The organism is Actinophytocola sp. (genome assembly GCF_009379765.1).
In the GTDB taxonomy this organism is placed as follows: domain Bacteria; phylum Actinomycetota; class Actinomycetes; order Mycobacteriales; family Pseudonocardiaceae; genus Actinophytocola.
Window position 1 is genome coordinate 40,523 of record NZ_WHTD01000030.1, and the last position, 21,861, is coordinate 62,383.

The following is a 21,861-nucleotide window of genomic DNA, read 5'->3' on the forward strand; positions in this document are numbered from 1 at the left end:
GCTGCTGTTCTTGCGACTACCACGCCGACGGCGTTCGACATACAGCAGGTGGCTAGCGTACTGGGCGAGTTCGCGCAGCACGTCAGAACCATCAGCTTCAAGCTGATCTTGGTGAGATCAGCTGAATGTCGTAGTATTTCCGCGCTGGGTCGGGGAGATCCATTTGGGATTGGGGGAAGGACTTTGGTGAATAAGTATCGTATTACTCTGTTCAGCCTATTGCTGGTTGGTCTGCTTGCCGCTCCCATCGCGGCGAATGCGGCGGGTAACGGCTCGATGCCGAACCAGGGCAGAGCCGGGAACTGGTGCGCGCAGGAGTTCGACGAAACCGTGCGCAGTTTCGACGAGGCGTTCCTGGACCGTGACCTGGATCGGTTCATGCCCTATTACCACGAAGACGCCACGTCGGTCGGCACGAACGGCGCGGTGAAGTACACGAAAAGCGAGCTCGAGGCGGGCTTCCGGAACCTGTTTTCCTATGATGACCTCACAGCTGAGTTCCCGGTGCTGAAGAAGAGCGTCGTGGACTGTCACACCGCCGTGCTGGTCATCGACTTCACGCTGACCGTGCCGTCACTGGATCTGGTGCAGCACTTCGTCAATACGCTGACCTGGGTGCGGGACGACGGTCGATGGCAAGTGCTCGCCGGGGTCAGCACCGCCATACCGACAGAGGAAGCCGCGCCGATGACGGCCACCACGAGCGACCAGGTTTCCAGTTCTGGCACGACGAGGGACAACTGCGCGCGGAAACTCGAGCGGACGGTGGCCGACTTCGACGACGCGTTCCTCGCTCGCGACCTGGACCGGTTCGTCGGCTTCTACCACAGGGACGCCAGTTCGGTCACCTCGTCCGGCGTCATTCACTTCACCAAGGCCGACATCAAGACCAGCGTCGAGGGGCTATTCGGCTACGAGTTTACCGCACAGTTCCCGCTGCTGAAACAATCGATCGTGAACTGCCGCACCGCGGTTCTGGTGCGCGACTTCTCCATGCAGATTCCCGAACTCGAGGCGAACAGCAACTTCATCAACACACTTGTCTGGGTACGTGACCACGACCGCTGGCAGGTACTCGCCGACATCAACACCCCGATCGCGTAACGCCGGTCCGCTCGGGTGCGCGCGCGGCGCACCCGAGCGCGGCCAACCGGTGGTCCCGGGTCGGCACGAGCGTGCCGTCCACGATCGTCACTTGGTCGACTCGACGTCTGCGGGCCGGCTCAAGGGCCAGCAGTGGTCCAAGGTGTCGATCACGCGGTGGGCCGCGGAGTGCGACACCCCGAACAACGGCCCGATCTGGCGCATCGTCAGGTTGGTCCGCCAGTACGTCGCCACCGTTCCGTATCGGTATGGAACCGACACGAACTGGATGTCGGAGGGCCAGCTCGAGCTTTCCTACCGTCGGCCTCGGGGTGGTTCTAGGTGATGCCGGCTGTGATCAGCTGTTGCCAGATCTCGCCCTGGTCGACGACCTGGACGCCGTGTTTCTCGGCTTTGGTGAGTTTGCTGGCGCCGACCTCGGCGCCGGTGATGAGCAGGTCGGTGCTCGCCGAGACCGAGGATGCGGTGGTGGCGCCGGCTTTCTCGCACAGCCGTTGGAAGGTGGGGCGGGGGACCTTCTCGCCGGAGCGCGGATCGCTGATCGCGCCGGTGATCACCACCGTTGTGCCGGCCAGTGGCGCGTCAGAGGCGACGACGGGTGGGAGGTCCTCCTGGCGTACGTCCAGGGAGACGCCGCACTGTCGTAGCCGCTCGAGTTCGGGCCGCAGTCGGGTGAGGTGCTCGACCAGGGAGGTGGCGACCTTCGGCCCGATGTCCTCGACGGCCACGAGCCGTTCCTCGCCGGCGTCGGCGACCTGTTCGAGTGAGCCGAACCCCGCGCGGCACAGCCGTGTGGCGGTGCCCTCGGAGGCCATGGGGATCGCGAGCCCGATCAGCGCCCGACGCAGCCCCACTTGGCGACTGGCGTCGATCGAGTCGATCATGCGCGCCGCGGAGACCTCGCCGATGCGGTCGAACTCCAGCAGTTTCTCCTTGGTCAGGCGGTAGAAGTCCGACGGGTGCTCGAGGATCCCGGCCTCGGCGAGCCGTTCGATCCACACCGGACCGACGGCCTCGATGTCCGCCGCCGCCCGCGACGCCCAGTGGGTCAGCCGCCGCACGGTCTGGGCGGGGCAGGCGACGTTGGTGCAGAACAACTCGCGGCTGTTGCCCTGCTCGGTCAGCGAGTGCCCGCACGACGGGCACGCGGTGGGCGGCTCGATCTCCCGCTCGCTGCCGGTGCGTTTGGACGCGTCGAGCACGCCGGCGACGAACGGGATCACGTCGCCCGCGCGGCGCACCAGCACCGTGTCCCCGATCCTGATGCCGCGGGCGCGGATCACCTCCTGGTTGGCCAGGGTCGCGCGGGTGACATTGCCCCCGCCCACGAACACCGGCTCCAGCCAGGCGACTGGGGCGATCTTGCCCGTCTTGCCGACGTCCCAGACCACGTCGGCCAGCACGGTCGTCTTCTCCGCGGCGGCGAACTTGTACGCCAACGCGCCGCGGGGCGAGCTCGACCGGGTCCCGGCGGCCGCGTAAGCGTCGCGGTCGGCCAGCCGCAGCACGGCGCCGTCCAGGTCGTAGTCCAGGTCGTTGCGCTGCTGTTCGATCGCGGTGATCACCGCCTGCGCGGCGGCCGCGTCGGCGCAGTGCCGCATGTCGGCGACCGTGAACCCGAGCGTGGCCAGCCCGTCCTCCAGGTCGGTCGGGGCGCCGTCAGTGGTGGCCAGATCGAACGCGAAGAACTGTAGACGGCGCCCGGCGACCGTGGCCGGGTCCTTGGCGCGCAGCGTCCCCGCGGCGCCGCCGCGCGGGTTGATCAGTGGCCGGTCCGGGTGCGCGGTGTTGTAGGCGGTGAACGTGGAGCGCAGCATCAGCGCCTCGCCGCGCACCTCGACCCGACCCCGTGCGGCGACCCGCTCCGGCACCCCGTCGCCGAGCGCCCGCACCAGGATGGTCACGTCGTCGCCCGTCGTCCCGTCGCCGCGGGTGATCGCCCGCGTCAACCACTCGTCCTCGTAGACCAGCGCCAGCGACAGCCCGTCCAGCTTCGGCATGACCACCACCGGCTGACCGGGGAAGCGGTCGAAGAACGCCGCGACCTGCTCGGGCCGGCTCGCTTTCTCCAGCGACAGCATCGGCCGCGAATGCCGGACTGGCACGTGCAGCACCGTTGGCGCGCCCACCCGCTCCAGTGGATTCGGGTCCGGCGCCAACCCCGGGTTGGCCTCGATCAGCCCGCGCAACTCCTCCTCGATCGCGTCGTACTCGGCGTCCGCCACCAACGGCGAACCCCGGTAGTACGCGTCACGCAGCACCATCACCCGGTCGGCGAGTTCCTGGATCCGTTCCCCAGCGTTCACAGCGCACCACGCTACCCGCGCCCACCGACACACCACCGCACCCGCGATACACAGCATGCTCCAGCGCTCACCGTCGTCGGCCCGGACCGAGGACCGTGCGTGGCCGCTGCGCTGCGGCCACGTCGCGTCGAACCCCTCGGCGAACTCGGCGGGATCAATGCGACGCCCAGCAGCGCCGAGCTGTGCCCAAACACCCGCAGCTCGTCACGCGCGCCGGTCGGGGCGGAGCCGGGCGCGGCATCGTCGCGGCGGCCCGCGAGATGCCCGCGATGGACAGCACGCGACAGCGAGGAACGGTACGCAGCCGCCGCGGCATCCTCCTTCGGGTGCCGCCAACCGATACGGCAACGGCCTCGGGTCTCATACGAACTACGAAAGCCACGTCCTGTTCAGCCGAGGTGTCGCCGAGCACCGCGGGGGCTGTGCGGTTGCACCGGATCGCACCGATCATCGGCGCTGTCGAGACGGCGGCGCCGGTGGTCCGCGGGAGCGTCTTTCATGAAATCTCCTCGTGTCTCTCGGGTGTTTCCGCAAGCCATGGCCACTCTCGTTGCTGGAAGCCGAGCGCACAGCGGACAAATGAGGCTGCGTCCTGCGAGCCGCAAAGCGCCGAGGCTGCGACGCACGCACCTGCCGCATCCATTTCCGATCCATGACGAATCATCCGGACTCGGCGACGATGACCGATCCACAGTGCACGGGCGGGATCGTCTACTGTGATCGGCCGAGAGTTGTGGTGGGATTAAAACGGGGGTTTTGATGGATGTTGAGGCGGGCCGTGTCGAGGGTGCCGCGACGCTGGTTTTCATCAACTACCGCAGTAGTGACGCGGCTTCTTCGGCGGCGTTGCTCCATGCGGAACTGTCCGACCGGTTCGGCTCGAACGCGGTGTTCCTGGACTACGAGTCCATGCCGCTGGGCGAGGATTTCGAGCAGGCGCTCCTGGCCAGGGTGTGCACCAGCGCGGTGTTGCTGATCGTCGTGGGAGATCGCTGGCTGGACGGTGAGTTCGGACAACGGCCGATCGACAGCGCGGGCGACTGGGTGCGGCGGGAGATCCTGACAGCTCTGGAGCATGGCGTTCCGGTGGTACCCGTCCTGTTCGGCGGCGAGGTGGACCCCGAAAGACTTCCGCGTGAGTTGGCGGTGTTGTCTACGTTCCAGTACTTCAAGATCCATCGCCGGCAGCGAGCGGACATCACCGCTTTGGCTGAATATCTGACAAGCCACATCCCCCGTCTGGACGACTCCTACCGCCGGGTCCGTTCACACGCGGTACTCGACCACTATCACGACGTTCTCGATCCTCTGGACGACATTCACCTGACCCGGCGTCCCTGGCTGGTCAGCAGAATCGAGGCATTCCTCGACAAGGAACCACGCGGCTATTTCTTCATCGAGGGCAAGACTGGCGTCGGCAAGACGACGTTCGTGGCCCAGTTCGCGGTCGAGCACGACCATCCGCACCACTTTGTGTCGAACACCGGTGAGCGGCGCACGGCAGCGGGCGCGCTGCGCGGTCTCGCCACCCAGCTCATCACCCGGTACGAGTTGGAGCTGGACCCGGAGGTCGCGGGCGACGCGGTCGGGTTCCAGGCCGTGCTGCGCTTGGCCGCCGCGGCGGCGGCTGACCGGGGACACAAGTTGGTGCTGGTCGTGGACGGGCTCGACCTGGCTGTCGAGCACGGCGACCTGCCGCTCGCCCTGCCGGCGACGTTGCCGGACAACGCCTACGTGGTCGCGACCGCGCGTGAGGGCGTCGCGCTCTACGCCAGGGAACGGCCCTACGACCACGTGCGGATCGAGCCGGGCTCTGCGGACAATGAGGACGACATCCGCCGCCACATCGATGAGACACTGCGTGCGGACGCGCCGCTGCGGGCGCTGGTCGAGGCGAAGCTGCCGCTGCAGGAGTTCCGGGACGCGCTCGCTCGGCGCTGTGCCGGGGTGTGGATCTACCTGCGGCACGTGCTGGCGGACGTGCGCTCCGGCCGGGTCGCTCCGGACGACCTGCAGTCGCTGCCCCCTGACGTGTGGACCTTTTACAGCCGCACCCTGAACGAACTGACCAGCACCAACGACATGGTCCTGCCCGCGTTGAGCACGCTCGCCTGCGCCGCCGAGCCGTTGCCCCTGGACACCCTCGTGGCACTCACGGGGATCGAGGACTCTCCGGAGCGCGTGCGGGAACTGCGGGCCGCCATGACCGGGCGGGTGCGGGCCTTCCTCGTCATCGTCGGGGACGGGGACGACCGCTACTTCACACCATTGCACGACAGCGCTCGCGAGTACCTGCTCGGTGAGCGTCCGGACGACACGATGACCGGGGACGACCAGCAGTTGGACCTCCTGGCGACCCACGACCGGATCATCGCCCGCTACCTGGCTGCGCTGTTCGGCACGGCGGAGTCCATCCCCGCGGTGGCCACCACCGATCCGACCCGTCTGGGTGACCTCGACGGCGGCTACGGGCTGCGGAACCTGCCTGGGCACCTGGCTGCTGCCGGGTACGTCGAGACGCTGCACGAACTCCTCACCGCCGAGCTCGCGCGGCCGGGCGAGGCGCCGGCAAACGCGTGGTTCCGCGCACACGAGAAGCACGGCGCCTTCGCCGAGTACAAGGCGTCGCTCGCGCTGGGGCGTCGGCTTGCGACAGAGGACACCGACATGGGCCTCGCCGAGGGTGGCATGGCCGCGACGGTGGCCAGGGAGGTCCGCTACGCACTCATGACGGGCAGCGTCGAGTCGATCGCCGCGGGCCTGCGGCCGGGGTTGGTGCGGGCACTGGTCGAAGGCCGGGTGTGGTCCCCTCGGGTGGCTCTCGGGTGGATCCGCGCGATCGAGAACTACGCGACCCGGGTCGAGCTGGTCGCGGCGCTGGCCGAGGCCCAGCGCGCGGGTGACGGATTCTGCCTGGCAGGCGGAGAGGCCTGGGACGCGTGGCAGCTGGTGTTCCCGCCTCTGTCGAAACGCGCGATCGCTGTCGCGGGCCGCGTGCTCGCTCGCCTGCCACGGCACGTCCGGGAACCGATCGTTCGGGAACAGCTCGCGCTCGGCCTCGCCGCCGAGTTCCCCTACCGGGCCGAGTCGCTCGGCATGGTAGGCGGCGCGCTCGACACGACGGATCTGGAGCGGGCGGTGACCGCCGCACTGGAGTTGCCCGACGAGTCCGGCATCGGCACCGCGCTGCTGGGGCTGATCCCGCACGTCCCGGCGTCGGACCTGGTCCGCATCCACCACGCCGTCGCGGGGCGGCCCACGCCGGTCCACCGATGGCGCCAGGTTCACCGAGCGCTCGCGCTGCGCTTGGCGGAGGAACGCCTGCTCCCGGACGCGGTGGCCGCCTACCTGTTCGGCGAACTCGTCATGCTCGCGACGTTCGGCGACCCCGAGGGCAAGGTCGACGCCACCCGCAGGCTGGCCGGCCTGGTCGACGAGGAGCGGCGCCTCCCGGTGCTGCACGCCGTGCTCGACCGGATCACCACCCAGCCTGGACAGGTCGACTCCGCGCGACTGGTGCCGCTCTGCGAGTTCCTGCACGGGCCGCCCGTGGATCGGGCGCTGGGTCTTGCGCGCGGCATTGGTGCGGCCTGGGCGCGGGCCTTGACGTTGGCCGCGCTGGTCCAGGCGGTCCCGGACAGGCAACGGCCGGTCCTGGCCGAGGAGGCGCTGAAGGCCCTGCCCGAACCGGGTTCTCGCATGGACCTGGAGCGCGATCAGTCGCTGCGTTTCCTCGCTGGCCACGCCCGTGGCAAGACGGTGGACGCGGTGCGGAAGGCGGCTCGTGGACTAGAGGACTGGGAGCACGCGGTTGTGGTGGCTGTGCTGTCTGGCGCGGTGGCGGCAGGCGAAGCGGTCGCACTGCGAAATGAGGCGGTCGACCTCGCCGCGGCCTGTTGGGGATGGCGGCGTGCGAAGGCGCTGACCGGGATTGCCCCGCACCTGGACCACCACAGCAGGTTGCGGGCAATGGACCTGGTGTCGGACATTGGTTTCGGCCTGGGCCAGGCCCGATACCGCGCGGACGCGCTGGACGCACTCGCCGCACATACCAGGGACGAGGAGGAGCAGAGGCACGCCGCCCGGGCTGCGGGACGGGTCGGCGACCTGCGTGTACAGGCGGACGTGCTGGCCGCGATGACCGGTGAGGTGTCCTGGGACGCGCGAGCCGCACTGCGTGCGCGGGTTGAGGAGCTGACTGCCGCGCTTCCCGCGCCGGAGCGCATCGAGCCACTGATCTCCCTGGCCGGGCACAGCCCCGAGGAGGATCGCGCGGGCGTGTTGCGCCGCGCGGCCGATCTCCTCCCCATGCGACCGGAGGCGGGGCACCACGGGTTCGCGGCACAGCTGGCCGCGGTCCGGCCGGTACTGACCGAGCGGGAGATCCACGGCTGGCTTGCCGAGGCCGTGCACCTCGTCGGCGACGAGGACGCCATGGACGTTTGGCGCGTGCTCGGACGGAGCTTGGCACCGGGTCGCGCCACGGACAAGTTCTGGAAAGCACTGCGGAAACGGATGCGTGCCGCACCGGAGAACCGGTTCGGCCGGTACCTGGCCATGATGGCTCCCCTGGTAGACGCGGACGAGGTCGACACCCTTCGTTCGAGGGCGACCGAACTCGACGCACGTCACAGGCTGCTTCCTCTGGCTGCGGTGGCGTGCCGCCTCGACGGCCCTGACCGGCGACGTCTCGTGGGGGAGTTGCAGGCCTACCTTCCCACTCCCAGTCTGGCTGGTCACCCCGGTCCTCGGCAGGCCGCTAACCTGCAGCCGTACACGGTGGGGTTCCTCGCCGAGGCCATGACCGACACCGAGCGGGACCGCCTGCTCGACCTCGCCCTCGAGGACACCGGCCTCGCGTCCCGGTTCTTCGACGTGCTCGCCGCGCTGCTGCCTCACCTGTCGGAGTCCCAACGCGCCCGGGCCTCCGCGGCAGGCATGGCGGTGCTGCCGACACAGGCCGCCTTGCCCGGGCTGGACTTCACGGCGGTGGCCAGACACGCGACCCCGCAGTTCCTCTACGCCCTCCTCGCCGCCACCCGGTTCGCTCCGGAACACCCCAAGAGCCGTGCGATCACTGCGACGCTGGCCGCGCGCCCGGACGCGTCCGTGTACTGGCATAAGAACATCGACGGCCTCGGATCCGTGCGCGAACTGCTGTCCGGACTCGGCAGGCCAGGCCTGCTGACAGTTCTGGCCGCGGCGGCACCCGTCATCGCGAGGGAGGGCGGGCGCCGGACTAGCGACGAATGCGTCACGGCGATCGACGACGTGGTGCGATGGTGGCCGTGACCGTGTCGCTCGGACGGTCCAGCGGCCTGATGCCCCGACATCACTCGCGCCGAGGCGTACGCGATGATCGACTACCTCGGAACGTTGGGGTTGCCCTGCCGATCATCTACCACGCTGATCAGACGGCTGCTGACGTAGCCATCCGGCGAAGGATTATAACGTGTCCGAGGCCGGAGTCGCGCCCTATGGGACGCGATGCTCACCGACATGGGCACCCGAGCCCAACCGCTCATGGTCGCCGCCACCACAGCCGGCGACGACCCCGCCAGCTTCGCCCGGTCCGAGCATGACGAGTGCGCCCGGATCATCGACGACCCCCAGCGCGCGGCGCACCGGTTCGCCTACATCCGTAACGTCCCCGAAGACGCCGACCCCTGGGACGAGAAGCTCTGGCCGCTGGACAACCCAGCGCTCGGCGAATTCCTGTTGATCAAGTCGCTGCGCCAGGAAGCCATCGAAGCCCAGAACGACCCGTCGAAAGAGAACGCGTTCCGGCAATACCGGCTCAACCAGTGGGTCGCGCAGTCCCACCGCTGGATGCCGATGCACCTTTACCGGCACCGGCACCGTCGCCCCTGCCCCGGACTGGCTGCGCGCCGAGCTGGCCGGCCGCCGCGTCTACAGCGGACTCGACGTGGGCACGGCGTCGATGCTGTGGCGGTTCTGGCTCCCGCAGGCCGCCGTGGACTTCCTCGACCAGCGCACGAACGGCGAGGTCTCGCTGCGGCCGACGGCGGCTGGATCACCGTCACCCCCGGCGACGTCATCGACTACGACACCATCTACGCCGACATCGCCGAGGACTGCGCCACCTATCCGCGTCATGGCCGCCGGCTACGACGAGTGGTGCGGCGAACCGGTCCGCCAGGCCATCCAGAAGCAGACCCGGCTCGACCTCGCGCCCATCCCGCAGAACCTACCGCGGCATGACCTACGGCATGACCGAGCTGATGGCGCTCACCAAGTCCCGCAGCTGGGCACACCACGGCAACCCGGTCGTCGAGTGGTGCTTCGACGCCGTCGAGGTCCGCCACCCACCCGGCGACGCCGACCAGCTCCGCCCCGACAAGCCCGACCGCGCCGCCGTGGGCCGGCGCATCGACGCCGTACCCACCGCGGCAATGGCCGTCACACGCTGGCGGGAGCTGGCTCAGAAGCATGCCCGGTCGGGACGGATGGTTGTGCGATAGGCCGGCTCAGCTGTCCCGGTGGGAGAACTGGTGCCCGCCGTGGTCCTTGTACTCGTTGTCAACCAAGCGTGGGGCTGGCCAGCCGTCAGCTGGAGCGGGTGCCGGCTTTGGCGCTGGCTGATCCGCTCCGGTCGGCGCTGCGGGACCTGTGGATGCCTGAGGTTGCGGGGAGGCGTTCCCGCCCTGCTCATCGCTCATGTCACGCAGTCAACATGATGCAAGCGACCGAGCACAGGAAACCCGCCGACAGGACCCACACCGAATGCCACCAGACCCGCGCGCGCTTCGCGTTCGGCCCGTTGTTCCGCTTGTAGACCTCGACCCGCGAGACGATCAGCCGTTGCAGTACCTGCGCCCGGGTCAAGTCGGCTCCCCGCGCTACGCGGGTGACCCAGATCGAGCAGCCCGCGGTGACCACGTAGCAGGCGAACGCGAGCACGCCCAATAGCGTCGACCAGGACGTAGCGAACGGGTGTCTCGTCGCGAGGAACTGACCTCCCGCAAGAGCAAAAGTAGCGACGACTCCGGGCTTCGTTTCGATCCGAGCGAGCGACTGACCCTGGCGATCCAGGCGAGTCGCTTGCTCGGCGTTGATCAGCTCCCACTTGGCCTCGCGCGGGTCCTTCTCGGGCTCAGGCACCCACGGAGCGTAGCCCGATACCAGTCCAGAGTGAGGTGACGCACGTGGCCCTCGGCAACGAGCCAACCCTCGCGGACCGGCAGTGGCTCTGGCGGCTGACCAACGCGCACAACGCCGAGCTGCAGGAGCTATGGCGGTGCTGAACTTCCTCGCCTGGCTGACCCTGGCCACCTCCTACCGCGACGCGACTTCGCCCAGTGGCTCATCGACGAGGCCGAGTACGTCGACGAGCTGTTCGTCCGACCGGTGATCGAGGTCGGCTGAGGGTCTGCTGGCACGTCAGCGCCCCGTCTCGTAACGCAGCAGGACCGCACCGGACGGGAACGTCCTATTCTCCACGAGCCTCAGGTCCGCCCAGTTGTCGAGCGGCGGGAAGAACCGGGTGCCCCCGCCGACCAGCACCGGGTACACGACCACCTGGTACACGTCGACGAGCCCGGCCCGCACGAGCGGCGCGGCCAGCGTCGCCCCGCCGACCTCCAGCAGGCCGTCCTCCTCCGCCTTCAGCCGCCTCGCCACCTCGATGAGGTCGCCCCGCTCAAGCCGCGAGTTCCAGCCGACCTCCGTCAGGGTCTTCGAGAACACCACCCTCGGCGTCTCCCGCCAGACACGGGCGAAGTCGACGGTCACCGGTGTGGCGTCCGGCTGCTCGTCCGCCGTCGGCCAGTACGCCGACATCAGCTCGTACAGCTTCCTGCCGTACAGCGACATGGAGATCGAGCGTGCGTGGTCGTTCCAGAACTGGTGCAGCTCGTCGTCCGGTTCGCTCCAGCTGATGTCGTCACCCACCGCCGCCGTATAGCCGTCCAGCGAGGCGCTCATGCCGTAGATCAGTCTGCCCACAGGTCCTCCCGAGGTTCGTTGGTCCGCAAGGTAGACCGGGGGACCGACGAAAACTCATCGGATGCGTGCCCGCAGGTACTCCTCCTGCTCACGCAGCGTCGGCGACCCTCTCGACGCCACCTGGCGCAGCTCCACCTCCGCGCTTCGTGGGAGTCCTGGCTGACGTCCGCAACGCCATGCCCCTGACCCGTTGCAGCTGACTATGGGGGAGTGGGCCTTGTCGGAGGCGACGCAGACAACGGCGGGGGTGGCCAACCTGCTGAGCAGAGTGGATCCGGCGACCTGGTTGATGGCGTCATCACCCATGGCGGAGCGGACCGTCTCGGTGCAGGTGGGTCCTGGTGCGACGGTGATGACCCGGATGCCAGCCGGGCTGAACTCGGCCGCCATGTGCGGGCGTGATCGATCCCCAGCTTAACTTACTGCCGGGTATCGCACTCGACTTTGGCACTTTTGGTGGGAGCCCGGTCAGGCGGTGGCCGCCGAGGATGTTGACCGAGTGCCGGCGCGTCGTGTGGATCTTGCGGGGCTGGTAGGTGGAGCATCGGCGGTTCCGATAACAGCTCTGTCGTATACGAAAGAGTGTTCCGCCGATGCTCCGGGTTCCCACCTTATCGGGCGCGCTTGCGCGCGTCCTGGCCACCTTCCGGCCGTGTTTCACCGCTCCAACATTCCAGACGTTCACGATGCTGGTCGCGGGGTTGTTTGCGCAGCCGGTGGGGCGGACAGTCTGCGGGATGATCACCGGGGCAGGCTTGACTCGGATCTGGCGCCACGGCCGGGCACACCGGTTCTTCTCCACCGCACGGTGGTCTCCTCAACAGATGGGACTGGTGGTAGCGCAACTGATCGTGACGCACCTGCTGCCAGCCCACGCGCCGATCACGGTCGCGATCGATGACACCGCTGCCGAGAACCTCGCCTTCTGGGAGTTCGCCGCGGTGGAAGTCCTTCGCCACGCGGGCATTCGCATCGAAGAACTGCTTGAGCTCACCCACCTGAGCATCAGGCAGTACCAGCGTCCCAACGGCGAGGTCATCGCCTTGTTGGTGATCGCACCGTCCAAGACAGACCGCGAGCGCGTCATCCCGATGTCGGCGGAATTGTTCGCCGTGATCGCCGCGATCATCCGGCGGCATACCCAGCATGGCCGTCCCATTCCCCTCATCCAACGCTACGACAACCACGAGCGGCGAATGAGCGATCCCATGCCATTCCTGTTCCAACGGCACACCGGCGCGGTCCCGCGCGTGATCTCGCCCGCGACGGTGCTCGTCATGCTCCGCCGCCGCTGCGCTGAACTGGCCGAGCAGCACCCCGGCTTCCGGGCAACGAGTTTCACACCGCACGACTTCCGCAGGCTGCTGGCCACGGACCTGGTGAACAACGGCCTGCCCATCCATATCGGCGCGGCACTACTCGGACACTTGAACCTGCAGACCACTCGCGGATATGTCGCCGTGTTCAACGAGGATGTCGTGCGCCACTACCAAGAATTCCTCGACCGCCGACGACAGGCGCGGTCAGTTGATGAGTATAAGCCTGTCACCGACAGCGAGTGGTCCGAATTTGAGGAACACTTCGATCGACGAAAGGTCGAGCTGGGCGGTTGCACGCGACCATACGGTTCCGCTTGCCAGCATGAGCATTCTTGTTTGCGTTGCCCAATGCTTGCCATAAACCCGAAAATGCTGCCCCGGCTCGACGAGATCGAGGACGACCTGCTGGCCCGCCGCGCTCGGGCCGAGCACGAGGCTTGGCTCGGTGAGGTCGAGGGCATCGACCTCACGCTCACCTTACTCCGGCAGAAACGGCAGGAGACCAAACGCCTCGCCCGCGTCGCGCCGGTCGAGCTGGGCATACCGGTCGTCGCAGCGCCGCGATGACATGAGTTCCGGCCGAACCTGAATTGGCGAGACGCGCGCATCGCGGCATGTGCGAATGTTGTTCGATCGCTGCTTATACGCCGACGTCGCGGTCTCGGTCGGCCGAGGCGCGCCCCTGCCCGGCTCCCGCGTCACAGACCACCCTCACGGGCTCTCGCCCGCTGGCTGGATTCAGGAAGTCGTCCTCGGTGAACGCCAACCGCTGCAGGACTACGGCTGCTTCCTTCCCGACGACCCTTTCGCCCTGCCTGCGGACCACGCCAAGGATGACTGACGGGCAACCGTCTTCCCCGAAAACCAACGCTCATCGGCAATACACCACGTTGACGCAGCCCGGTCCGCCTCCACCCAGCGCCGCCGCTGATGCAGAGCCTGGTGATCATCTGGTACCACCTCGCCGGACACTCGCCGGGCGTTGTCGCCGCGCACCGTGCTCGCGCTCCGTGGTACGCGACCAAGACCCAGCCCAGCTACCACGACATGATCACCAAGCTCCGACGCGTCCTCATCGCCGCCCAATATCGTGCAGACCCGCAGGTCGAACCCACCCCCGAACAAATTCGTACCATCCGCCTGGCCTGGGCAGATGCCGCGGCGTGATTGCGAAACACGAGAGTTCCACAGTCTGATCGAACAGGCGTTCGCGGCGGTTGCCAGGGTCAGTCCTGCGGAGTGAGCAGGACGATCGGGATTTCGCGGGCGGTCTTCTGTGCGTACTCGTCGTACAGCGGGAAGATGCGCGCCATCTGGAGCCAGAGGGGCTCACGTTCGGCCGGGGACGCGACCCGGGCGCGAGCGGTGAACCGGCGGGTGCCGACCTGTACCCCGACGCTCGGGTCCGCCTGGAGGTTCTTGAACCACGCCGGATCCTCGTCGGCACCACCTTTGGAGGCGACGACGACGAAGTCCTCGCCTGCGGTGCCGTAGATCAGGCACGTGCGGCGCGGAATGCCGGTCCTGCGTCCGGTCGTGGCGAGCACGAGCGTGTAGACGCCGTTCGACTCGTATCCCTCGGTGCCACCCGAGGCCAGATACGTACGAGTCTGCTCAGCGACCCAGTCCCATTGCGAGTCGGTGGCGTGGTCAAGGTCATCGGCGACAGCCATGACGGACGGTCCTTTCTGGAACGGAAGTCTGGTACGGAACGTGCTTACTGGCGATCTACTTCAGTTGAGCCTCTCGGACAGCGCAACGATGATGCCCTCGGGGCCGCGGACGTAGCAGAGTCGATGGCTGTCCTCGTACCGCTCCAGCTCGCCGATGAGTTCGGCGCCATGTGCGCGCAGCCGGGCCAGGACGTCCTCGATGTCCTGGACGGCGAACATGATGCGACGAATACCGAGGGTGTTGACCGCCGCGTTCGGCTCGGCGGTGGTGGCCACCGGCGTGTGGAACTTCATCAGCTCAAGCCGTCCGTGGCCGTCCGGAGTCCGCACCATTGCCACGTCAACCCGGACGTCGTCGAGCCCGACGACGCGGTCCACCCACCGCCCCTGGACCGGTGCCTGACCCTCGAGCTCCAGGCCGAGCTCGAGGGAGAACGCGGTAGCAGCCGCGAGGTCGTCGATAACGACGCCGACGTTCTCCATCCGCCGGATCGTCATCATTCCTCCCGTGTCACGCGGCCCGTCGTGGCCGCTCGTGCCCCTGGGACGGAACTGACGCAATGTTCTCGACAGAATAACTTCTGTGATGGCCGTCACAGTCCCTACCGGGCGCGGCGAGGCGTACGGACGGACCATCAGCAGGTACTCGTCGATCAGGCCGGCCGCCATCAGCGACCAGACCGGCTCGCCACGGCCCACGAGCACGAGATTCGATCGGAATGCGTGGTCTGGTATCACGTCGCCGACCACGCGCACACAGTGATCACCGAGAACCACAACCGGGCACGCTGACTGGCCGGCGATCGGCATCGAACGGAGGGAATCGGCGGATGCCGACCGGATGCGTATCGCCAGGTCAGACTACTCGTCGAGGCGGGCCTGCTGGACGTCGTCCACGAGCGGCGGTACGCGGCGTTGTCGAGCACCACTACCGGCCGCGTCGGGAGCGGACGGCGATCGACACCGAGGTGGGCGCGTCGATGCCACTGGACGATCACCGACACCGCAACTGCCACGGTCTCATCGAACGGGTGTTCGTTGACTGATCGCACTCACCGCGGCACGAGAGTGCGTTCGTCAGAGGCTGTGTACTCGGTGGTTTCGTGCACTTGAACAACGGAAGAGCTTTCCCAATAGGCGAGCAGCGGTCACCGGCTAGCTCGGGTTTCGTTGGTAGAGAACGTAATGTCCCTCGCGGCGCCGGATGACCAGGCCGGCCTGATGCAGCACACGCAGGTGATAGGACACCGTCGAGGGCGCTATGTCGTGCCGGACGCTCAACTCGGCGGTTGAACACGCGCGGTCGAGATCAGCAAGCAAACCGGCCCTGGTGTCGCCGTAAAGCCGGGCAAGGACGCCCGGATCGCGGCGGCGGTTCGCAACCAGTCCCGTCGCCGGGTAGTTGATGACCGCCGAGTCCTTGCCGCATACCTGCAGGGCGACATTCGGCCAATTGAGCACGCTCGGCGACAGCACCAGTTCCCGCGTGCCCAGCGTTACGTTCTCCTCGTGCCCGCCAAGGGCAATCCGCAGCGACTCACCGGTCCATCTGATGTCCGGGTGCAGCGATCCGAGCAGCGCCGACAACCCGTGGTCGGCCATCGTACGTGTGCGCCCAGCGAGATCGGCCTCCATCGAGTCCTGCAGCGAACCCCAGCCGTCCGCGAGAACATGTCGCCAGAACACCCGCAACCCGTTCGCCGCACGGCGTCCGAAAGTACCGGCATCAACCGCATCCCTAACTGTCGTGGCCACCTGCCCGCTGTAGCAGGCGATGTGGCCGACCTGTTCGGCAATGGCTTCCTGCGCCGCACCGCTGATCTTGTCCAACTGGTCGTCGAGCACCGACAGTGCCCGTCCCAGCGTGGGAGCGGGAGTCAGCAGATCCGGTGCGTAGCCCCGGGACAGCGTGCTGGCGACAAGGGCCACATCGCGGTGGCACAGGACCGAGCGCGCGACCGGACCAACATCCCCGAATAGCGGGTGGCGGCGCCCCAGGACAAGCAACCACAGCCACACGGTGACCTCGGCCACCGGCGATAACGCCAGTCTGGTTCGCGCCATCCCGCCGGCCGTCATACGCAACGTGATCACGGCGTGATTCTATCACGGCCAAATCTGCGAATCGGATGATTCGACCGGGCTCGAATCAATTCTCTTCCCTCTGTGATCCTGATTTGCTCATCAGTACCCCGCCGTATCACGCGGAATGCCACGCCCCTGAGAAGGAGAATTCTGTGCTAGCTCCACGCAAACCACGGGTCGCCGTGCTGAGCCTGTTCTTGGTCGCCCTGATCGCTCTCGGCGGTTCGACGGCCACCGCGTCCACGACCTCTGCCGGCTCCGCGCCGACGGCGACGGCCGGTAAGCCGGAGGCAAGAGCTGCAGGCGATATCGGCGCTCAGGCCTGCACCGACGCGACCAGCTCTGGCGGCGCAAAGGTGCGATTCTGCTGGACATACGGAGAGGGACGAGATTTCTACGGTAACCGCCTGCCCATGTGGCGCGTCGACGGCGAGGTGTACGGGGCAAGCTTCGGCCAGATCCTGTGGGTGACGACGGACGGTCAAGCGGTCTGGCAGAGTACGGCGAGACCCTATTTCGTCGAGTACTTTACCTGGGCATCGGAGCGGCCGAAGTTCCGCGCGTGCAATTCGAACGGTTGCGGTGGCTGGATTTCTGCCTGACATCGGGAAATGCGATGGGTCGGCCCGCAGCAGCCGGCCCATCGCGTTTCCTTGTTCCCCGCCGGTGAGGATCAGCTCGGTGACGCCGGCGTCGACGGCCTCGGTGGCCAGGCGGCGCACGCGGTCGGCGCCGAGTGCGCGGCGGGCGGCCCGTGGCGAGGACCGCGCGCAGCAGTAGTCGCAGGCGAGGTTGCAGTCGAAGTTGGTGTACAGCCACAGCCGGGTGCCCGGCACCTGGGCCGGGTCGAGCGAGACGAGCGGGTCGGGCGGTCGGCCGCGGCGCACGGTCGCCACCGCACCCGCCGCGTCATCGCGCACCTCGACCAGCTCGTTGCCGGTTCGCGCGCACCACGCGGCGACGAACTCGGCTGCGGAGTCGGCGCCGAGCGCAACCGTGACGGTGGTGCCGTCGGCCGCCGCGCCGAGGCGCTCCACGAGGTCGAGCACCAGTCGGGGATCTACCACCGTGCGGGGATCTCCTGCTCCCGCACCGCCTCGAACAGGGACGCGTAGCCGTCGAGTTCGGGCACACCCATCGCTTGAGTCCCTCCAGCTCCAGGATCGGCCGGTGCGCCGGGTTGTCCCAGTCCATCGCCAGCAGTTGCTCGACCCACGGGGTGGCTCGGTCGTCGCCGAGCCGGGGGAGCGCGGTGAAGTTGCAGTGCGAGTAGGCCGGCGAGGTCCAGAATGCCTCGAACGCGCCGGGCATCAGCTCGTCGCGGCCGATCGCCTCCCAGGTGTTGATCCCGATCGCCGCGGCGTCGGCCTTCTCGTCGACCACCATGCGCAGCGCGTCGAGCTCGCTACGGCCGGTGTCGCCGTGCTTGCCGACGTCGCTGTTGAGCCGAACCAGCTCCACGTCGCGGTCGAGCCCGCCCTGGCGCAGGTACTGCACCGGTAGGATCGCCGCCTGGGCCGAGTCCCGCGAGCCGAGCGCGAGCCGCCGGCCGCGCAGGCTGTCCAGATCGGATAGTCCGCTTCCCTTGCGGGAGACGAACAACGTGCGGAACACGGTGTCGGTGTCGCGCATCGCCAGGGCCCGGCAGGCGCCGTCGGTCTGGAGGGTGGTCCGTACCCAGGCCAGGTTGGTGTTCCACGCGATGTCGATGGTGCCGTCGAGCAGCGCGTCGACCTGGCGGCCGTAGTTGGAGAACAGCACGAAGTCCAGCTCCGCGGGCCTGCCGGCGAAGTAGTCGCGGAAGCCCTCCCAGATGGTCACCACGTTCGGGGTGTAGGCAACCGCGCCGACCATCAGCGGCTCGCTCATGTCGCGCTCCTAGAACAGGGGTTGGCCGGTGATCGCCTTGCCGTAGAAGTCGTAGAGCACGTCCGCGGTGGGCGCCATCACGTGGCCGACGCGGGCGTCGCGGAAGTACCGGTCGATCTGCAGGTGCTCGGAGAACGCCGCGCCACCGCACACCCGCATCGCGGTATCCGTGATGGACAGTGCGGCGTCGTTGGCGGCGGCCTTGACGCCCAGCACGTGCAGCACGGTGTCCTCGGCCGGCTCGGCGATCCGGCTGGCGGCCTGGGTGAGATAGGCACGCGTGGCGGCCAGCTCGATCGACATCCGGGCCAGCTGGGCGCGGATGGTGGGCAGCGCGGACAGGCTCTGGTCCAGATGCTCCAGTTGCGCGGCGCTGGTGTGCCGCACGGCCGCGTCCACCGCCGCCGCGGCCAGCCCCACCGACACGGCCGCGTTGCCGAGATTGAACCACGGCATCACGTCTGCAGCATCAGCTCGAACCCGGAACCGGCCGCCCCGATCCGGTAGCTCTCCGGCACCTCGGTCTCGAAGGTCATCGGCGCGGACGCGTTGCCGCGCATGCCGAGCCCGTGCCAGCGGCCGGTGACCGTGACGCCCGGATCGCTTGCGGGAACAGCGAACACGTCGATGGTGTCCGCGCCGGGTTGTCAGGGTCGAGGTCACATAGACGTCGGCGTGGCCGGCCGAGGTCACCCAACTCTTGCGCGCCCGCAGCGCCACCCCCGCGCCGTTCCGCGTGGCCCGCGACACCGGTGCCCAGAAGTGCGAGCGCGACCCCGGCTCGGAGAACGCCAGCGAGCCCAACGCCGCGCCACTGGCCAGCTCCGCCAACAACCGAGGCCGGCCGGGCGGCGGTGCGGCGGCCACCGACATGGCGGCGCTGACATGCATCAGGTAGATCATCGCGGTCGAGCCGCACGCCCGGCGAGCGCGCCCACCACCTCGGTCAGCTCGTGCGGACCGCCGCCGAGCCCGCCCACCTCGGTAGGCAGGGTGAGGCCCAGCAGCCCGGACTCGCGAAGGGCCAGGACGGCTTTCTCCGGGAACGCGGCCTGTGCGTCCACCTCACGGGCCGAGTCGGCCGCGACCGCGACGACCGGGTCGAGACGTGCACTCAGCTCCACGGATCTTCCTTTCTTGTCAGGACTCTCGTCAGGACGTTGACGGGTGCCGCGGGGTCAGGCCGACGGCCAGCAACCCGAGGCCGAAGCCGCCGAGCAGCGAGACCGTCGAGCCGTCCGCGGCCAGCCAGTTCGTGGCCTGACCCCACTGCACCAACCCGATCACCGCGGCCACGACGAAGCCGACCCCCGCGACGGCCACGATCAGCCGCTGGCCCATCAGCCCGCCGAGCGCCGCGATCGCGCCGAGCACCAGCAGCACCACCAGACCCGCGTCCGCGACCTGCACGAAGTCGGCCTTGCGCTGCGAGCCCGGGCCGATCGCGAACACCGAGCTGACCAGCGCACCGAGCCCGAGCACGAACGCGGCGCGGTCGAGCGGGTTCGCCATCACGACAACCTCACCAGAAGTCGGGCGCTCCGTGCCGAGGAGCGCTGCCACGCCGGACGCAACACGCCGTCCACGCCGAACGAGCGGCCCGCCGCGGTGACGAACAGTGCGAGGTGCACCAGGATCATCAGGTAGTAGGACCAGTGCCACTCGTTCGGCGCGTTCAGCGCGGACAGCGTGATCACCACCGACTGCGCGACCCCGATCACCGCCCAGAGCCGGGTGGCCAACCCCACCAGCAGGAAGGCACCCAGCCCCGCCTCGACGAGCACCGTCAGCCAGGCGAACACCGTGAAGTTCGGCAGCACCACATGCTCCACGAGCCACGCCCAGGGCCCGAACACCGGCCGGTCGACCGCGAACTCGGTGAAATGCCGCAGCGGGCCGTAGTTCGGCGGGCCTTTCCACGCGACGTTCTGCATCCACAGCAGCGCGACCCCGATCCGCACGACCGGGACCGCCGCCGCGGTCAGCCGCGTAGTGCCGTAGGCCTGCGAGGTAGCAGCCATTGCCGACACATCCTTTCCAGGGGTGCTCCCAGGCAAGTGCATTGATCATGGACGCGCAACGCGTCGACGCATTACCGACTCCTTACGCTCGCCGGACGGCAGCGGCGGGTCCGCCGGTGCCGTCCCGGGTGCCGGAACATGCGGGACGATGGGGGTGTGCGGGTTCTGGACTGGTGGGCCGGCCTCAGCGCGCGCCGGCGCGGGTTGGTCGTGTTCCTGGCGGCGGTGGTCGCTGCCGGCGCGGTCGCGGTGAGCCTGCAGGCGATGCGGCGGGCCTCCGACGCCAACACTGCGACCGGTGCCCCCGCGCAGGACCGAGCCGGACCGGTGCTGCTCGTGCCCGGCTATGGCGGCTCTCGGGACTCACTGTCCACTTTGGCTGATCGGATCCGGCGGTCCGGACGCGTGGCGGAGGTGCTGACACTGCCCGGCGACGGCACCGGTGACCTGCGGGCCCAGACGCGGGTGCTGGACCGGGCGGCCGCCGACGCGGTGGCGGCGGGAGCGCCGTCGGTGGACGTGATCGGCTACTCGGCGGGTGGGGTCGTGGCGCGCCTGTGGGTCACCGGTGACGGTGCCGCAGTGGCCCGCCGGGTGATCACGCTGGGCGCGCCGCTGCACGGGTCGCGGGTCGCCACCGCCGGCGGTGCCGTGGCCCCGGGTGCGTGCCCGGTGGCTTGCCAGCAGCTCAGCCCCGGCAGCGCACTGCTGACCGAACTCGACGGGCAGCCGGTGACGCTGCCGTGGCTGTCGGTCTGGACCGAGAACGACCGGACGGTGATCCCACCCGACTCCGCGCGTCTGGCCGATGCGGTCAACATGCCCACTGCAGCACGACAGATGAACTCGTACGCTGCGGTGACCGATGGATCGAAGACGTCCTGGGCGCGGCGTACGCAGGTGCCCGAGCGGTATAGATACCCCACGAACCGACAACATCCGACCTTGCCGTCCCACGGGAAGTCGCCCACCGCATCACCACAACGCCGAACCAGCGTGCCCATGGATATGTCGACTTGGAGATGGTTGTGGCTGCGCTGCTATTTTCGCGCGGTTGAGCAACGTCGTCGCGTTCTGCGTCGGGATCGAAGGTAAACGTGAAGGGTGTTGTGCCCTGCGGTGTGGTCGGCGGGAGACAGCGATGGGTGGGATGAAGCCGAGTGCGGCATCGCCTCGGCTGACGCTGTCTTCCGCAGGAGGTTGCTGTGACGCGCGCGGCTTCCTTCGCTCCGGTCAGGCCGGTCTACAGTCCGGGCTCGGCGTAGGGGACCAAGCGCCGGCTCTGGCGGCGGTGATTAGTGCAGCGGTGATTAGTGCAGCGGTGATTAGTGCGGTCGCGATCGGCACCGAGTGCTGCGCTTCGGTGCCGGCGGGGTAACCCCCAATGCCGCTAACTTAGGTGCTGTGGGGTTATGATCTTGGTTGTGGCGAGAGTGGGACAGCAGGTCAAGGTGGGTACGCAGGTTCGGTTGCCGGATCTGGTCGGGGTCGGGGTGCTGACTGCGGCGTTCCCGCCGGA

21 protein-coding genes and 1 pseudogene are annotated in these 21,861 nt (G+C 68.3%); 9 read left to right on the top strand and 13 right to left on the bottom strand.

Annotated features, from left to right (window positions below; translation table 11 throughout):
• Positions 1-186 precede the first annotated feature (186 nt).
• On the top strand, positions 187-1,104 hold the full coding sequence (locus tag GEV28_RS12045; RefSeq protein WP_291411701.1) for a nuclear transport factor 2 family protein: 918 nt from the start codon (positions 187-189) through the stop codon (positions 1,102-1,104).
• A 37-nt stretch (positions 1,105-1,141) separates the two neighbouring features.
• On the opposite strand, the pseudogene GEV28_RS12050 reads toward GEV28_RS12045, so the two are convergent.
• Both GEV28_RS12050 and ligA read right to left on the bottom strand, forming a co-directional pair.
• Positions 1,142-1,338: pseudogene (locus tag GEV28_RS12050) on the bottom strand (transposase family protein); the annotation flags it as partial.
• Between the two features lie 83 nt (positions 1,339-1,421).
• Entirely contained in the window at positions 1,422-3,410 is a 1,989-nt protein-coding gene (ligA, locus tag GEV28_RS12055; protein WP_291411703.1) for an NAD-dependent DNA ligase LigA, read from the bottom strand.
• Between the two features lie 759 nt (positions 3,411-4,169).
• Between ligA and GEV28_RS12060 the strand changes: the two genes are divergently transcribed.
• From GEV28_RS12060 to GEV28_RS12070, 3 genes are all read left to right on the top strand, one after another.
• A complete protein-coding gene (locus tag GEV28_RS12060) occupies positions 4,170-8,702 on the top strand; it encodes a TIR domain-containing protein (RefSeq protein ID WP_291411705.1) in 4,533 nt (1,510 codons plus the stop codon).
• Positions 8,703-8,897: 195 nt separating this feature from the next.
• Entirely contained in the window at positions 8,898-9,632 is a 735-nt protein-coding gene (locus tag GEV28_RS12065; protein WP_291411707.1) for a terminase TerL endonuclease subunit, read from the top strand.
• Positions 9,629-9,892, top strand: coding sequence for a hypothetical protein (locus tag GEV28_RS12070; protein WP_291411709.1), 264 nt, complete (start codon positions 9,629-9,631; stop codon positions 9,890-9,892). Before GEV28_RS12065 ends, GEV28_RS12070 begins: the two co-directional genes overlap by 4 nt.
• Before the next feature lie 199 nt (positions 9,893-10,091).
• On the opposite strand, the gene GEV28_RS12075 is transcribed toward GEV28_RS12070, so the two are convergent.
• Complete coding sequence (locus GEV28_RS12075; RefSeq protein ID WP_291411711.1) at positions 10,092-10,532, bottom strand: hypothetical protein; 441 nt, start codon at positions 10,530-10,532, stop codon at positions 10,092-10,094.
• Positions 10,533-10,811: 279 nt separating this feature from the next.
• Positions 10,812-11,375 (bottom strand): dihydrofolate reductase family protein, encoded by a 564-nt coding sequence (locus tag GEV28_RS12080; protein WP_291411713.1) that lies wholly within the window; start codon positions 11,373-11,375, stop codon positions 10,812-10,814.
• Positions 11,376-11,968: 593 nt separating this feature from the next.
• Between GEV28_RS12080 and GEV28_RS12085 the strand changes: the two genes are divergently transcribed.
• Positions 11,969-13,261: a tyrosine-type recombinase/integrase gene (locus tag GEV28_RS12085; protein WP_291411715.1), complete on the top strand. Its 1,293-nt coding sequence runs from the start codon at positions 11,969-11,971 to the stop codon at positions 13,259-13,261.
• Positions 13,262-13,624: 363 nt separating this feature from the next.
• The gene (locus GEV28_RS12090; RefSeq protein ID WP_291411717.1) at positions 13,625-13,861 is read left to right on the top strand and encodes a hypothetical protein; all 237 of its coding nucleotides are present in this window, start codon (positions 13,625-13,627) and stop codon (positions 13,859-13,861) included.
• 59 nt (positions 13,862-13,920) lie between these two features.
• Here GEV28_RS12090 and GEV28_RS12095 read toward each other — a convergent pair whose 3' ends face one another.
• The 3 genes from GEV28_RS12095 to GEV28_RS12105 form a co-directional block, all read right to left on the bottom strand.
• Complete coding sequence (locus GEV28_RS12095; RefSeq protein WP_291411718.1) at positions 13,921-14,367, bottom strand: nitroreductase family deazaflavin-dependent oxidoreductase; 447 nt, start codon at positions 14,365-14,367, stop codon at positions 13,921-13,923.
• 60 nt (positions 14,368-14,427) lie between these two features.
• Positions 14,428-14,865, bottom strand: a complete 438-nt coding sequence (locus GEV28_RS12100) for a VOC family protein (protein ID WP_291411739.1) — start codon at positions 14,863-14,865, stop codon at positions 14,428-14,430.
• A gap of 657 nt (positions 14,866-15,522) precedes the next feature.
• Complete coding sequence (locus tag GEV28_RS12105; RefSeq protein ID WP_291411720.1) at positions 15,523-16,461, bottom strand: helix-turn-helix domain-containing protein; 939 nt, start codon at positions 16,459-16,461, stop codon at positions 15,523-15,525.
• 173 nt (positions 16,462-16,634) lie between these two features.
• Between GEV28_RS12105 and GEV28_RS12110 the strand changes: the two genes are divergently transcribed.
• The gene (locus GEV28_RS12110) at positions 16,635-17,054 is read left to right on the top strand and encodes a hypothetical protein (RefSeq protein ID WP_291411722.1); all 420 of its coding nucleotides are present in this window, start codon (positions 16,635-16,637) and stop codon (positions 17,052-17,054) included.
• Positions 17,055-17,361: 307 nt separating this feature from the next.
• Here the strand turns inward: GEV28_RS12110 and GEV28_RS12115 are convergent, their stop codons facing one another.
• Genes GEV28_RS12115 through GEV28_RS12125 form a run of 3 tightly spaced genes read right to left on the bottom strand, consistent with a single transcriptional unit; the run spans position 17,362 to position 18,944 of the window.
• Positions 17,362-18,321, bottom strand: coding sequence for a PhnD/SsuA/transferrin family substrate-binding protein (locus tag GEV28_RS12115; RefSeq protein WP_291411724.1), 960 nt, complete (start codon positions 18,319-18,321; stop codon positions 17,362-17,364).
• 9 nt (positions 18,322-18,330) lie between these two features.
• A complete protein-coding gene (locus GEV28_RS12120; protein ID WP_291411741.1) occupies positions 18,331-18,777 on the bottom strand; it encodes an acyl-CoA dehydrogenase family protein in 447 nt (148 codons plus the stop codon).
• Entirely contained in the window at positions 18,777-18,944 is a 168-nt protein-coding gene (locus GEV28_RS12125) for a hypothetical protein (protein WP_291411726.1), read from the bottom strand. The genes GEV28_RS12120 and GEV28_RS12125 overlap by 1 nt, the downstream gene beginning before the upstream one ends.
• A gap of 77 nt (positions 18,945-19,021) precedes the next feature.
• Here GEV28_RS12125 and GEV28_RS12130 point away from each other — a divergent pair, with 77 nt between their 5' ends.
• Positions 19,022-19,219 carry a hypothetical protein gene (locus tag GEV28_RS12130; protein ID WP_291411727.1) on the top strand — a complete coding sequence of 66 codons (198 nt, stop codon included), beginning with the start codon at positions 19,022-19,024 and terminating at the stop codon, positions 19,217-19,219.
• A gap of 1 nt (position 19,220) precedes the next feature.
• On the opposite strand, the gene GEV28_RS12135 is transcribed toward GEV28_RS12130, so the two are convergent.
• The 3 genes from GEV28_RS12135 to GEV28_RS12145 are packed head-to-tail and all read right to left on the bottom strand — an operon-like array spanning position 19,221 to position 20,342.
• Positions 19,221-19,445 (bottom strand): acyl-CoA dehydrogenase family protein, encoded by a 225-nt coding sequence (locus tag GEV28_RS12135; RefSeq protein WP_291411729.1) that lies wholly within the window; start codon positions 19,443-19,445, stop codon positions 19,221-19,223.
• Positions 19,446-19,473: 28 nt separating this feature from the next.
• Positions 19,474-19,833, bottom strand: a complete 360-nt coding sequence (locus tag GEV28_RS12140; protein WP_291411731.1) for a hypothetical protein — start codon at positions 19,831-19,833, stop codon at positions 19,474-19,476.
• Positions 19,833-20,342: a DoxX family protein gene (locus GEV28_RS12145; RefSeq protein WP_291411732.1), complete on the bottom strand. Its 510-nt coding sequence runs from the start codon at positions 20,340-20,342 to the stop codon at positions 19,833-19,835. The genes GEV28_RS12140 and GEV28_RS12145 overlap by 1 nt, the downstream gene beginning before the upstream one ends.
• 156 nt (positions 20,343-20,498) lie before the next feature.
• Between GEV28_RS12145 and GEV28_RS12150 the strand changes: the two genes are divergently transcribed.
• Positions 20,499-21,437, top strand: coding sequence for a lipase (locus GEV28_RS12150; RefSeq protein WP_291411733.1), 939 nt, complete (start codon positions 20,499-20,501; stop codon positions 21,435-21,437).
• Positions 21,438-21,861 lie beyond the last annotated feature (424 nt).

Excerpts from the sequence above, each read along its gene's own strand:
- GEV28_RS12060 (WP_291411705.1), top strand. The coding sequence starts at position 4,170 with ATGGATGTTGAGGCGGGCCGTGTCGAGGGTGCCGCGACGCTGGTTTTC.
- GEV28_RS12065 (WP_291411707.1), top strand. The coding sequence starts at position 8,898 with ATGCTCACCGACATGGGCACCCGAGCCCAACCGCTCATGGTCGCCGCC.
- GEV28_RS12070 (WP_291411709.1), top strand. The coding sequence starts at position 9,629 with ATGACCTACGGCATGACCGAGCTGATGGCGCTCACCAAGTCCCGCAGC.
- GEV28_RS12085 (WP_291411715.1), top strand. The coding sequence starts at position 11,969 with ATGCTCCGGGTTCCCACCTTATCGGGCGCGCTTGCGCGCGTCCTGGCC.
- GEV28_RS12090 (WP_291411717.1), top strand. The coding sequence starts at position 13,625 with ATGCAGAGCCTGGTGATCATCTGGTACCACCTCGCCGGACACTCGCCG.
- GEV28_RS12095 (WP_291411718.1), bottom strand. The coding sequence starts at position 14,367 with ATGGCTGTCGCCGATGACCTTGACCACGCCACCGACTCGCAATGGGAC.
- GEV28_RS12100 (WP_291411739.1), bottom strand. The coding sequence starts at position 14,865 with ATGACGATCCGGCGGATGGAGAACGTCGGCGTCGTTATCGACGACCTC.
- GEV28_RS12115 (WP_291411724.1), bottom strand. The coding sequence starts at position 18,321 with ATGAGCGAGCCGCTGATGGTCGGCGCGGTTGCCTACACCCCGAACGTG.
- GEV28_RS12120 (WP_291411741.1), bottom strand. The coding sequence starts at position 18,777 with ATGCCGTGGTTCAATCTCGGCAACGCGGCCGTGTCGGTGGGGCTGGCC.
- GEV28_RS12140 (WP_291411731.1), bottom strand. The coding sequence starts at position 19,833 with ATGGCGAACCCGCTCGACCGCGCCGCGTTCGTGCTCGGGCTCGGTGCG.
- GEV28_RS12145 (WP_291411732.1), bottom strand. The coding sequence starts at position 20,342 with ATGGCTGCTACCTCGCAGGCCTACGGCACTACGCGGCTGACCGCGGCG.